Here is an 11,864-nt window from a genome sequence, read left to right as displayed (position 1 = left end):
GCTATCATTGCCGCAATCTGAACCTGCAAGGCTGAATTATGAAACGACTGATCATTGGCATTTCCGGCGCCAGCGGCGCGATCTACGGCGTGCGCATGTTGCAAGTGCTGCAACCGCTGGCAGAAGTGGAAACCCATTTGGTGATCAGCCCCGCCGCGCGGCAAACGCTGGCGCTGGAGACCGATTTCAGCCTGCGCGAGGTGCAAGCGATGGCCGATGTGGTGCATGACGTGCGCGACATCGCTGCCAGCATTTCATCTGGATCCTATAAAACCCTCGGCATGGCGATTGCGCCGTGCTCGATGAAAACGCTGTCGGGCATTGTACACAGCTACAGCGACAGCCTGCTGACCCGCGCCGCTGACGTGGTACTGAAAGAGCAGCGTAAGCTGGTGCTGTGCGTGCGTGAAACGCCGCTGCATCTGGGACATCTGCGCATGATGACCACCGCAGCAGAGTTGGGTGCGCTGATTATGCCGCCGGTGCCGGCGTTCTATCACCGTCCGCAATCCATCGGCGATTTAGTCGATCAAACGGTGAATCGCGTGCTCGATCAATTCGATATTGAGCTGCCGGAAGATCTTTTCACTCGCTGGAGTGGCGCATAATGGTGCATTAATGCACTGCTCGTGTGCAAATTCGCGTGTGCGATCACTCTTCGTGCATCTTGTGCACCAAAAGTTAACAATGTCGCTTTTTCTTCCTCACACCGCTGTTATATTTCCCTCACAAACTAAGTGCTTGCGCCGCTAACCGGCGCAGTATTTAGCGCGCTTGCGCAGCGTTTAGCCAATTCGCATAACTGGCATGAAACCTGCACAGCTTACAGCGCAAACCAACACATCACGCACCACATAACAATAAGCACTTCACTTGAGGGTTACCTATGAAAAAGCGAGTTCTGGCTCTTTCTCTGATGCTGACAATGGTAAGTAGCGCGAGCGTCTACGCCGCTGTACCGCAGTCGCTGCGCATCGGAACTGACCCGACTTATCCGCCATTCGAATCCAAGAACGCGCAAGGCCAGCTGGTTGGCTTTGATATCGATCTGGCGAACGAAATTTGTAAGCGTATCAAGACTAAATGTACTTATGTGGAAAGTGATTTCGATGCGCTGATCCCGTCGCTGAAAGCGAAGAAGATCGACGCCATTATCTCTTCTCTCTCAATCACCGAAAAGCGTCAGGAAGAGATCAACTTCTCTGAAAAACTGTACGCCGCGAACGCACGCTTAGTGGCACCAAAAGGCTCAACGCTGCAACCGACCATTGAATCGCTGAAAGGCAAAAACATCGGTCTGCTGCAGGGCACCACCCAGGAAACTTATGCAAAAGAGTACTGGCAGCCAAAAGGTGTCACCGTTACGCCTTACGCTAACCAGGATCTGGTGTATCAGGATCTGAATGCCGGTCGTATTGATGCCGCGTTCCAGGACGAAGTGCAGGCGAGCGAAGGCTTCCTGAAGCAGCCTGTTGGCGCTAAATATGCGTTTGCGGGCCCAGCGGTTAAAGATGAAAAAGTCTTTGGCGTGGGTACCGGTATGGGCTTGCGTAAAGATGACGCAGACCTGAAAGCGGCGATCGATAAAGCCTTTAATGAGATGCGCAAAGACGGCACTTACGACAAAATTGCCAAGAAGTACTTTGATTTCAACGTGTACGGCGATTAATTATCCTGTTTCCTAATCCTGGTCTGTGAAATGCAGGAAGGTTGCACATAAGTATTCACTCCGGGCGCTTACATATGTAAACTGCCCGGCTTCATACGCTTGCCGCCATCCATCCTGCGATTCAAATTTCCTGGTTAGGACTGTCCGTCAGTTGGGCAGCGTTTGTAATTTACCCTCACGACAGGATTGAACCCATGTTGTATGGCTATTCCGAAGTAATCCTCAAGGGCACCCTTGTGACGCTGGAGCTGGCGCTCAGTTCCGTGTTGCTGGCGGTGGTGCTCGGCTTAATTGGCGCTGGCGCCAAACTTTCCCGCAGTCGCCCGCTGGCGATGCTGTTTGAAGGCTACACCACCTTAATCCGCGGTGTGCCTGATTTGGTGTTGATGCTGCTGATCTTCTACGGTCTGCAGATCGCGCTGAATACCCTCACCGATGCGCTGGGACTGGCGCAGTTTGATATCGATCCGATGGTCGCCGGTATCATCACGCTCGGCTTCATCTACGGCGCTTACTTCACCGAAACCTTCCGTGGTGCGTTTCTGGCGGTGCCTAAAGGGCAGATCGAAGCGGCAACTGCGTTTGGTTTCACCGGCTCGCAAACCTTCCGCCGCATTCTGTTCCCGGCCATGATGCGTTTTGCGCTGCCGGGCATCGGCAACAACTGGCAGGTTATTCTCAAAGCCACGGCGTTGGTTTCACTGCTGGGGCTGGAAGATGTGGTGAAAGCCACGCAGCTGGCTGGCAAAAGTACCTGGCAGCCGTTCTACTTCGCCATTGTGGCGGGTGTGATTTATCTGGTGTTTACCACGCTGTCGAACGGCGTGCTGTGGTGGCTTGAACGTCGCTACACGGTGGGTGTGAAAAGGGCAGAGCTATGATTGAAATTATTCAGGAGTATTGGAAACAGCTGCTCTGGACCGATGGTTACCGTTTTACCGGCATCGCGATTACGCTGTGGTTATTGATCATCTCGGTGGTGATCGGCGGTTCGCTCGCGGTGCTGCTGGCGATTGCGCGCGTCTCCTCCAACCGCTTTATCTCCACGCCGGTTTGGCTGTTCACCTATGTGTTTCGCGGCACGCCGCTGTATGTGCAGCTGCTGGTGTTCTACTCAGGCATGTACACGCTGGAAGTGGTGAAAGGCACTGAGCTGCTGAACGCTTTCTTCCGCAGTGGACTTAACTGTACGCTGCTGGCGTTCACGCTGAATACCTGCGCCTATACCACCGAAATCTTTGCCGGTGCGATTCGTTCGGTGCCGCACGGGGAAATCGAAGCGGCGCGCGCCTATGGTTTCTCGCCGTTTAAATTGTATCGCTGCATCATTCTGCCTTCGGCACTGCGTACCGCGCTGCCGGCGTACAGCAATGAAGTGATCCTGATGCTGCACTCCACCGCGCTGGCGTTTACCGCGACGGTGCCGGATCTGTTAAAAATCGCGCGCGATATCAACTCGGCCACCTATCAGCCGTTTACCGCGTTTGGCATCGCTGCGGTGCTGTATCTGATTATCTCTTACGGGCTGATTAGCTTGTTCCGCAAAGCTGAACAACGCTTCCTGGCGCACGTAAAACCTTCTTCATCGCATTGAGTATCACTATGGCTGACAATAAATTAAGCGTTACCGAATTGCACAAACGTTACGGTGAACATGAAGTTTTGAAAGGCGTGTCGCTGCAGGCGAATGCCGGCGATGTGATCAGCATTATTGGCTCGTCCGGTTCCGGGAAAAGTACCTTCTTACGCTGCATTAACTTCCTCGAGAAACCGAGCGAAGGCACCATTGTGGTCAACAACCAGCAGATCAATCTGGTGCGCGACACCGATGGCCAACTGAAAGTCGCGAACAAAGAGCAGCTGCGTATGCTGCGTACGCGCCTGACGATGGTGTTTCAGCACTTCAACCTGTGGAGCCACATGACGGTGCTGGATAACGTCACCGAAGCGCCAATTCAGGTTCTGGGGCTGAGCAAAGCGGAAGCGCGTGAGCGGGCGATTAAGTATCTGGATAAAGTCGGCATTGATGCGCGTGCGCGGGCCAAATATCCGGTGCATCTCTCTGGTGGTCAGCAGCAGCGTGTATCGATTGCGCGTGCGTTGGCGATGGAGCCCGAAGTGTTGCTGTTTGATGAACCCACTTCGGCGCTCGATCCGGAGCTGGTCGGCGAAGTGCTGCGCATCATGCAGAAGCTGGCGGAAGAGGGCAAAACCATGGTGGTGGTGACGCATGAGATGGAGTTTGCTCGCCATGTCTCTAATCACGTGATCTTCCTGCATCAGGGCAAAATTGAGGAACAAGGTTCGCCAGATGAGCTGTTCGGTAACCCGAAAAGCCCACGATTGCAGCAGTTTTTAAAGGGATCGTTGAAGTAGTTCCAGGTCGCCATAAATGGCGACCCTACGGCCTAAGGTGCGCATTTATGCGCACTCTTTTATTCCCGCAACAACCTCAGCGCTGTATCCTCATCGGTCACCAGACCTGACACCCAGCCGCCCTGCAGCGCGGCGCGGATCGCTGGATATTTACGTTCGCTGCCGGCAAAGCCAATAATCTGGCGTTGCGTCTTACTCTCCAGCAACACGCTGGTGAGCAGCTCATCGGTTTCACCCAACACGCGTTCACCTTGCTGATTGAAAAAGTGCCCAAGCATTTCGCCGACCACGCCGCGCGCGTTGAGCGCTGCAACTTGCGCATCGGTGATAAAGCCTTCGGCATGCAGCGGGCAGCCGGGCTGCACTTCACCGATGCCGACGAAGGCGACATCCGCCTGCAATGCCCGTTGTGTCACGCGTTGGTAAACCTGATGCTGAATCCACATCGCTTTGTCATCGGGCGTATCCGCATACAGCGGCGCAGGAATGAAGAAATATTTGCCCTGCATTTTCTCCGCCATCTTCAGCGGCACGTCGTAGCGCGTACCCGAGTCGTCCCGCGCAATCGCGCCAATCATCGACACGCATTGATGCTGTGGTCGCTCAACCCAGGGAAGCACATCGATCATCGAGCGCAGCGTCTTACCGGAACCAATGCCAAACACCTGCGGCTGCTCCTCACTGATGTATTGCGCCATCACCGCCGCGCCTTCAACTGCCAGCATCTGCTGAATAGCGTCATCATCAAGATTGGCGGACGGCACCACGCGGCACAGCTGCAGGCCAAACTTCTCCTGAACCTCACGCGCCAGATGCAAACAGTGGGTGACGGGATGATCGATCTTAACGCTGACCATGCCCATTTCACGCGCGCTGGAGACCAAACGCTGCGCCACCTGACGCGACAATCCTAATGCGCGCGCAATCTCCTGCTGCGTCACGCCCGCCACGTAATACATCCAGGCCGCACGTGCTGCCAGTTCTTGTTTTTTCTCTTCTCTGCTCATCGCATTGTTCCGTCAAAACCGGTGCGCCATGTTAACGCGAGATGCCGGTTAAGTGTTAACTGAGCAAAAGCCCTAAAAAAGAGCAAAAGTATTAATTGTGATTTGGCTCGCAGAACATGGCTGCGGAGTCGCACTATGCTACGCGTCATCGGGCAAATGCCCTTAATCGTGGCAAATGTTTACTTTGAGGCAGCTATGACCAATCAATCAGTGTGGATGCATATCGGCGCAGGTTCTTTTCACCGTGCTCATCAGGCGTGGTATCTGCATAAATTACGTGAGCAGGGCGATGACAGCTGGAGCATCGCCCTCGGCAATATCCGCAATGATGCCGCGCCGTTGCTGCAGCAACTCGCTGCGCAAGATGGCGAATATGTGCTGGAAACTGTGACGCCAGACGGCGAACGGGCCTACGAAACCATCACTTCCCTTCGTAAAATCCTGCCGTGGGATAGCGACATCAGCGCGTTGGTTGAGCAGGGTGCGAAAAGTGAAACCCGTGTGATCGGTTTTACCGTCACTGAAGCCGGTTACTATTTGACGCCGGAGTTCGAACTGGACCTGACGCAGCCGGATGTGCAGGCCGATGTGAAAGGCGACATCCGCACGATTTATGGCGCGCTGGCGCGCATCCTCACGCAGCGCGTGGCGAACGGCGGCGCGCCGGTTACGCTGCTCAACTGCGATAACCTGCGCCACAACGGCGAACGTTTTCGTCACGGCTTCCTCGCGTTTCTTGCGGCCAAAAGTGATAACGCCTTAGCGAGTTGGGTGCGCGAAAATACCACCTCGCCCAATACCATGGTGGATCGCATTACGCCGCGCCCAACGCCGGATGTGGCTGAGCGCGTCAAGGCCGCCACCGGTAAAGACGATGGCGCATCAGTGATGGCCGAATCCTTTATTCAATGGGTGATTGAAGATGACTTCATTGCCGGTCGCCCGGCGCTGGAGAAGGTTGGCGTTGAGCTGGTGGAATCGGTATTGCCGTGGGAAGAGGCGAAAATCCGTATCCTCAACGCCACGCATGCGGCGATTGCCTGGGCAGGCACGCTGATTGGCCTCAATTACATCCATGACAGCACGCGTCAGCCAACGATTTATCAACTGGCGTACGACTACGTGACGCAGGATGTGATGCCATCGCTGTCGCCAAGCCCGCTGGATTTAGCCGAGTACCGCGATGTGGTTCTGGCGCGCTTTAGTAATCCCTACATCAAAGACACCAACCAGCGTGTAGGTGCAGATGGTTTGTCGAAAATCCCCGGCATGGTGACGCCAACACTGCGCGAATGCTATCAGCGCGGTGCAGAACCGGCGGCCACCGCCGTGCTGCCTGCGCTGTTCTTCCTGTTCCTGCAACGCTGGGCCAGTGATGATTTGCCTTACACCTATCAGGATGGCGTGCTGCAAGCCGATGCGCTGCGCCAGCAGTTTAGCCGCTCCGATGCACTGAACGCTTTCCTCAGCGATAGCGCGCTGTTTGGCGAGCTGGCACAGGACAAGGCGTTTCATGCGCTGGTGACGCGCAGCGTGGCGGATCTGCAGCTGTGGCTGAAACAGCCAGAACGCGCGCTGGCCGCGGTGTAAGGAGCGCAGCATGTATCTGGGAATTGATATTGGTACCTCGGAGCTCAAAGCGCTGATCATCAATGCGCAGGGCGAGATCATCGCCTCGAATCACGCCACGCTTAACGTACAACGCCCGCATGCACACTGGGCGGAGCAGGATCCAGAACGCTGGTGGCAAGCGTGCGGTGAAGTGCTTGCTGGATTACGCCAGCAGGCTGCACAGGCATGGAGCGAGATTCGCGCCATTGGCTTGTCGGGACAAATGCACGGCGCTGTGCTGCTGGATGCGCAGGGCGAGGTGCTGCGTCCGTGCATTCTGTGGAATGACACGCGCAGCGCGCCGCAGTGTGAAGCGTTGAGCAGGCAACATCCAGAGATGATGCAAATTAGCGGCAATATGATCATGCCGGGCTTTACCGCACCCAAACTGCGCTGGGTGGCAGAACATGAGCCAGAGATTTTCCGTCGCATCGACAAAGTGCTGCTGCCGAAAGATTATCTGCGCTGGCGTTTGACTGGACGCTTTGTCAGTGAACCTTCAGATGCGGCGGGCACGCTGTGGCTCGACGTAGCAAAGCGCGATTGGTCCGACGAACTGCTAGCCATCACCGGACTGACGCGCGCCAACATGCCGGATTTAGTGGAAGGCAGCGCCGTCAGCGCCACATTAAAAGCCGATCTGGCAAGTGAATGGGGCTTATCGGCTGCGGTCTGCGTGGCGGGCGGCGCTGGCGACAATGCTGCTTCGGCAGTCGGCGTTGGCGCGGTCAATCCGGGCGATGCCTTTATCTCGCTGGGAACCTCCGGCGTGATTTTTGTGGTCAATGACCGTTTGCTGGCCGATCCGCAATCGGGTGTGCATGCTTTCTGCCACGGCTTGCCCGGACGCTGGCACCAGATGAGCGTAATGCTCAGTGCCGCCAGCTGCCTGCGTTGGCTGTGCAATCTACTCTCCGTTACCGAAAGCCAACTAATGGAAGAGATGGCACAGCTCAGTGAAGAACAGCGGCGGCATGCGCCGATTTTCCTGCCTTATCTTTCCGGTGAACGCACACCGCACAACGATCCTGACGCCTCCGGTTCCTTCTTCAATCTGCGCCATGAAACGCCACGCGCTCTGCTCGGCTACGCGGTGATTGAAGGCGTGGCATTTGGTCTGGCCGACGGTTTCGCGGTGCTCGGTGATGCGCAGCGCCAGATTCTGCAGTGCAGCCTGACCGGCGGCGGGGCACGCAGCACGCTGTGGGCGCAGTTGATCGCCGATGTGCTGCAACTACCGATCGTCACGCATCCCGCCAGCGCGTCCGGCGCTTTGGGGGCTGCGCGTCTGGCGTGGCTGGCGGATGGTGGTGTGGAGAGCGAAGTTTGCCTTAAACCGCCGGTGCAGGCGCGTTATCAGCCAAATGCTGCGCGCGGCAAGGTGCTGCAACAGCGATTGCAGCTGTTCCGCACGCTTTATGCCCAACAGCAACAGGCGCGAGCGTTGCTACCTGAATAATTCCAAACAGAGGATGAATGAGATGCAATCGAATGATTACTGGTTTGGCTTACCGAAAAAGATGTTCTGGGGCTTCCTCGCCATCGCTATTTTTATGGCGGGCGATGGCTTTGAGATGGCGTTCCTGTCGCGTCACATCACCGATATGGGCTTCACGCCGGCGCAGTCAGCGGTGGTGTTTACCTTCTACGGGTTGGCTGCAGCATTGGCAGCCTGGGCATCGGGCGTGGTGGCGGAACTGATTACGCCTCAGCGTGCCATGATGATTGGCTTCGTGCTGTGGATTGTGATGCACACGCTGTTTATGTCACTCGGCCTTGGCATGCGCAACTATCCGTTGATGGTGCTGTTCTACGGCATTCGCGGCCTGGCGTATCCGCTATTTATCTACTCATTCATGATGATGCTGGTGCAGGTGCTGCCGCGTGAAAAACTGGCGGCCGCCACCGGTTGGTTCTGGGCGATGTATTCAGTCGGCATCGGTGTGGTCGGCAGCTATTTGCCGAGTCTGACCATCCCGATGCTGGGAGAAACCGGTACGCTGTGGCTGGCGATCATTTGGGTTGCCTGTGGTGGCGTGCTGGCTTACTTCAGCTTGCGTCATGTGCCGGTAGACCGTTCGCGCGTCAATTTGCCGATGCGCGACAAAATGACCGAAATGTCGCGCGCGGTAACCATTCTGTTTACCAACCAGCATGTGTTTTATGCCTGTTTAATTCGCATCATTAACACGCTGTCGTTGTTTGGTTTTGCCATTATCATGCCGCTGCTGTTCGTCGATCGCCTTGGTTTTACCATTTCCGAGTGGCTGCAAATCTGGGCGGTATTCTTCTTCGTCACCATTTTTACTAACATCTTCTGGGGCATTACCGGCGAGAAACTGGGTTGGATCCGTCAGGTGCGCTGGTTTGGTTGCCTCGGTATGGCCATTTCCAGTCTGGCGTTTTACTACCTGCCGCTGTATGCCGGACATAACTTCTGGGTGGCGTTGATTCCGGCGGTGATGTTGGGGATTTTTGTCGCGGCCTTTGTGCCGATGACTGCGGTGTTTCCGACGCTGGAGCCGCATCATAAAGGCGCTGCGGTATCCATTTACAATCTGTCGGCTGGACTAAGTAACTTTGTTGCGCCTGCGATCGCTTCGGTGATGTTGCCGTTTTTCGATATCGTTGGCGTGGTGTGGGCGTATACCGCGCTGTATGTGTTTGCTGGTGTACTGACCTTTATTATTCGTGTGCCGCAGCCGGGACATACGCGCGAACCGGCTGCGTTGAAATCAAGTGTTGTGCAGCAGCGGAGTTAGTTTAACCAGGTCGCCATTAATGGCGACCCTACACGACATCCCGCAACGCTTCCTCCAGGTCGTACCAGCGAAAACCAAAGCCTGACTCCTCTAAGCGCTTCGGCAACACATGTTGTCCGCCGAGCACCAGCACCGCCGATTCACCCATCATCAGCTTGATGGCGCTGGCTGGCGTGCGCATAAAGGCCGGACGATGCATCACATGGCCGAGCGTGGCGGCGAACTGCTCATTGCGCACCGCATAGGGCGCAACCATGTTGAAGGGGCCGCGCAGTTCAGCATGGTCGATCAACCACAGCATCGCGTTAACCAAATCGTCGATGTGAATCCACGGCAGATACTGTTTGCCGCTGCCAATCGGGCCGCCGACGCCAAGCTTAAACGGCAGCTTCATCTTCGATAATGCGCCACCTTCTTTCGCCAGCACCACGCCAGTTCGCATTAGACAGACGCGGGTGCGATCGCTTTGCGCAGTCATCGCCAGTTGCTCCCAACGGGCGCACAGCGCATGGGTAAACTCGTCGTGCCCCGGATCCTCTTCGGTCAGCACCAGATCGCCAGTATCGCCATAAAAGCCGGTAGCCGAGCCGGAAATCAAAAATTGTGGGGGATTGCTGCTGGCGTGAATCAGCGACACCAGCTGCTCGGTAATTTGCCAGCGGCTTTCGCATAGCCGCTGCTTCTGCTGCTCGGTCCAGCGTTTATCGGCGATCGGTTCGCCCGCGAGATTGATAACACCATCAATGCCATTTAAATCAGTTTGCTGATTAATGCCGGACCACAGCGCGACGCTGGCATCGAGTTTTTCGCGTGCGGCGGCGACATCGCGCGTAACAACGCTCACCTGATGGCCAAGCTGCAACAGACGCGGAATCAGGTGGCGGCCAATCAGGCCGGTGCCGCCGGTGATCAGTAAATGCATGTTGAGCCTCCTTGTCATTTTTTATCTGCTCAGATTGAGCATAGAAGAGAAGCGTGCGCGCGGCGTGACTCGGCTTACGCTTATGAAGAAAAAGGAAAAGTCAGCGCTGGTCTTAGCAGCTAAAGATCCGACCAGCGCACCATTGCCTTAACAAATAAAAATCGGTAAACATGATGCACACCTGACGCTTTCCTGAGGCAGCCAATGAATTATCCAACCATTACCTTGTGGTCAGATTCCTGCTTTTTCAGTCCTTACGCCATGTCGGTTTATGTTGCGCTAACCGAGAAGGGCATTCCCTTCACCCTGAAGCGTGTCGATTTATCGCAGAATGCGCAGTGGGATGATGAATACCGCGCGCTGTCGCTGACCTGCCGCGTGCCTACGCTGCAAATCGATGATGTGCTGTTGACGGAATCTTCCGCGATTGCCGAGTATCTGGAAGAGCGCTTTCCGGCGCCAGAGTTCGAGCGCCTTTATCCGCGCGATCGCGAGAAACGCGCGCATGCGCGCGAAGTACAGGCGTGGCTGCGCAGCGATTTGATGGCGCTGCGCTCCGAGCGTCCAACTGAAGTGCTGTTTGCCGGCGAACGCTTTGCGCCGCTTACGCCAGCGGGTGAGCAAGCCGCTAATAAACTCATTGCTGCGGTACAGCGCCTTTTGCCTGACGGACAGCAAAATCTGTTTGGCGAATGGTCGATTGCGGATACCGATTTAGCCGTGATGATTAATCGTCTGGCGCTACACGGCGATGCGCTGCCGGTGAAGCTGCAACACTATGCTGAGTTCCAGTGGCAGCGTGCTTCGGTGCAACTTTGGTTAGCGGAATCCGGTAAAACACGCTGAGCACGATGCGCCTTGCGATGGCGAAAAGAACGCTTTACCTTACCGCTCATTCTAATAAAGCATGGCAAACAGGCGCGTGCTGGGCACGCCGAAAACAGAAAAGGGTTACGGATGGTGGATCAAACGGCAGGTGACGGTATCGAGTGGGTTGATATCGTTAACGAAGAGAACGAAGTCATTGCGCAGGCCAGCCGTGCGCAGATGCGTGCGCAGTGTCTGCGTCATCGTGCGACCTATATTGTGGTGCACGATGGCATGGGCAAAATTCTGGTGCAGCGTCGCACTGAAATCAAAGACTTCATGCCGGGTATGCTGGATGCCACTGCCGGTGGCGTGGTGCAGAGCGGGGAAGACCTGCTGGAATCTGCACGTCGTGAAGCGGAAGAGGAGTTGGGTATTGCGGCCGTTCCGTTCGCCGAGCACGGGCAGTTCTACTTTGAAGATCAGCATTGCCGAGTATGGGGCGGGCTGTTCAGCTGCGTTTCCCATGGTCCGTTTGCCATGCAGGAAGAGGAAGTAGACGAGATCTTCTGGATGACGCCGGAAGAGATCACCGCGCGCTGTGACGAGTTCACCGATGATTCGCTTAAGGCGTTGTCATTGTGGCTGAGCCGTAACAGCGATGCCGCTCGCCGTAAGCAGAGCAGCGAAGCATAATCATGCCGTAGGGT

General features: G+C 55.8%; 12 protein-coding genes. 10 read left to right on the top strand and 2 right to left on the bottom strand.

What is annotated here, in order from left to right; genetic code table 11:
* Positions 1-38: 38 nt before the first annotated feature.
* From VIJ98_RS13495 to hisP, 5 genes are all read left to right on the top strand, one after another.
* Positions 39-608 carry a UbiX family flavin prenyltransferase gene (locus VIJ98_RS13495; protein ID WP_061717852.1) on the top strand — a complete coding sequence of 190 codons (570 nt, stop codon included), beginning with the start codon at positions 39-41 and terminating at the stop codon, positions 606-608.
* Between the two features lie 278 nt (positions 609-886).
* Positions 887-1,669, top strand: coding sequence for a lysine/arginine/ornithine ABC transporter substrate-binding protein ArgT (gene argT / locus VIJ98_RS13490; RefSeq protein ID WP_323274447.1), 783 nt, complete (start codon positions 887-889; stop codon positions 1,667-1,669).
* A gap of 194 nt (positions 1,670-1,863) precedes the next feature.
* Complete coding sequence (locus VIJ98_RS13485; RefSeq protein ID WP_008105192.1) at positions 1,864-2,550, top strand: histidine ABC transporter permease HisQ; 687 nt, start codon at positions 1,864-1,866, stop codon at positions 2,548-2,550.
* Positions 2,547-3,263, top strand: a complete 717-nt coding sequence (locus VIJ98_RS13480) for an ABC transporter permease (RefSeq protein WP_008105190.1) — start codon at positions 2,547-2,549, stop codon at positions 3,261-3,263. Before VIJ98_RS13485 ends, VIJ98_RS13480 begins: the two co-directional genes overlap by 4 nt.
* A gap of 8 nt (positions 3,264-3,271) precedes the next feature.
* Entirely contained in the window at positions 3,272-4,045 is a 774-nt protein-coding gene (hisP, locus tag VIJ98_RS13475; protein WP_008105186.1) for a histidine ABC transporter ATP-binding protein HisP, read from the top strand.
* 59 nt (positions 4,046-4,104) lie between these two features.
* Here hisP and VIJ98_RS13470 read toward each other — a convergent pair whose 3' ends face one another.
* Positions 4,105-5,052, bottom strand: a complete 948-nt coding sequence (locus tag VIJ98_RS13470; RefSeq protein ID WP_323274445.1) for a sugar-binding transcriptional regulator — start codon at positions 5,050-5,052, stop codon at positions 4,105-4,107.
* Positions 5,053-5,247: 195 nt separating this feature from the next.
* On the opposite strand from VIJ98_RS13470, the gene dalD reads away from it, so the two are divergent.
* From dalD to VIJ98_RS13455, 3 genes are read left to right on the top strand one after another with little or no spacing between them, the layout of a single operon-like run.
* Positions 5,248-6,642 carry a D-arabinitol 4-dehydrogenase gene (dalD, locus tag VIJ98_RS13465; RefSeq protein WP_323274443.1) on the top strand — a complete coding sequence of 465 codons (1,395 nt, stop codon included), beginning with the start codon at positions 5,248-5,250 and terminating at the stop codon, positions 6,640-6,642.
* 10 nt (positions 6,643-6,652) lie between these two features.
* Complete coding sequence (gene xylB, locus VIJ98_RS13460) at positions 6,653-8,122, top strand: xylulokinase (RefSeq protein WP_154155823.1); 1,470 nt, start codon at positions 6,653-6,655, stop codon at positions 8,120-8,122.
* A 22-nt stretch (positions 8,123-8,144) separates the two neighbouring features.
* Entirely contained in the window at positions 8,145-9,425 is a 1,281-nt protein-coding gene (locus VIJ98_RS13455; protein WP_154190342.1) for an MFS transporter, read from the top strand.
* A gap of 28 nt (positions 9,426-9,453) precedes the next feature.
* On the opposite strand, the gene VIJ98_RS13450 is transcribed toward VIJ98_RS13455, so the two are convergent.
* Positions 9,454-10,347 (bottom strand): TIGR01777 family oxidoreductase, encoded by an 894-nt coding sequence (locus VIJ98_RS13450; protein WP_323274440.1) that lies wholly within the window; start codon positions 10,345-10,347, stop codon positions 9,454-9,456.
* Positions 10,348-10,551: 204 nt separating this feature from the next.
* Between VIJ98_RS13450 and yfcF the strand changes: the two genes are divergently transcribed.
* Together yfcF and yfcD are read left to right on the top strand one after the other, a co-directional pair.
* Entirely contained in the window at positions 10,552-11,193 is a 642-nt protein-coding gene (gene yfcF / locus VIJ98_RS13445) for a glutathione transferase (protein ID WP_154155829.1), read from the top strand.
* 111 nt (positions 11,194-11,304) lie between these two features.
* Complete coding sequence (gene yfcD / locus VIJ98_RS13440; RefSeq protein ID WP_007889295.1) at positions 11,305-11,850, top strand: NUDIX hydrolase YfcD; 546 nt, start codon at positions 11,305-11,307, stop codon at positions 11,848-11,850.
* Positions 11,851-11,864 lie beyond the last annotated feature (14 nt).

The sequence above is a fragment of the Pantoea sp. S18 genome (assembly GCF_045689705.1).
Classification (GTDB): Bacteria; Pseudomonadota; Gammaproteobacteria; order Enterobacterales; family Enterobacteriaceae; genus Pantoea; species Pantoea symbiotica.
The sequence above is the reverse complement of the archived record's forward strand: the minus strand, read 5'-3'. Positions and strand labels throughout refer to the sequence as shown.

Coding starts and splice junctions, on each gene's coding strand:
- VIJ98_RS13495 (WP_061717852.1), top strand. CDS start 39: ATGAAACGACTGATCATTGGCATTTCCGGCGCCAGCGGCGCGATCTAC.
- argT (WP_323274447.1), top strand. CDS start 887: ATGAAAAAGCGAGTTCTGGCTCTTTCTCTGATGCTGACAATGGTAAGT.
- VIJ98_RS13485 (WP_008105192.1), top strand. CDS start 1,864: ATGTTGTATGGCTATTCCGAAGTAATCCTCAAGGGCACCCTTGTGACG.
- VIJ98_RS13480 (WP_008105190.1), top strand. CDS start 2,547: ATGATTGAAATTATTCAGGAGTATTGGAAACAGCTGCTCTGGACCGAT.
- hisP (WP_008105186.1), top strand. CDS start 3,272: ATGGCTGACAATAAATTAAGCGTTACCGAATTGCACAAACGTTACGGT.
- VIJ98_RS13470 (WP_323274445.1), bottom strand. CDS start 5,052: ATGAGCAGAGAAGAGAAAAAACAAGAACTGGCAGCACGTGCGGCCTGG.
- dalD (WP_323274443.1), top strand. CDS start 5,248: ATGACCAATCAATCAGTGTGGATGCATATCGGCGCAGGTTCTTTTCAC.
- xylB (WP_154155823.1), top strand. CDS start 6,653: ATGTATCTGGGAATTGATATTGGTACCTCGGAGCTCAAAGCGCTGATC.
- VIJ98_RS13455 (WP_154190342.1), top strand. CDS start 8,145: ATGCAATCGAATGATTACTGGTTTGGCTTACCGAAAAAGATGTTCTGG.
- VIJ98_RS13450 (WP_323274440.1), bottom strand. CDS start 10,347: ATGCATTTACTGATCACCGGCGGCACCGGCCTGATTGGCCGCCACCTG.
- yfcF (WP_154155829.1), top strand. CDS start 10,552: ATGAATTATCCAACCATTACCTTGTGGTCAGATTCCTGCTTTTTCAGT.
- yfcD (WP_007889295.1), top strand. CDS start 11,305: ATGGTGGATCAAACGGCAGGTGACGGTATCGAGTGGGTTGATATCGTT.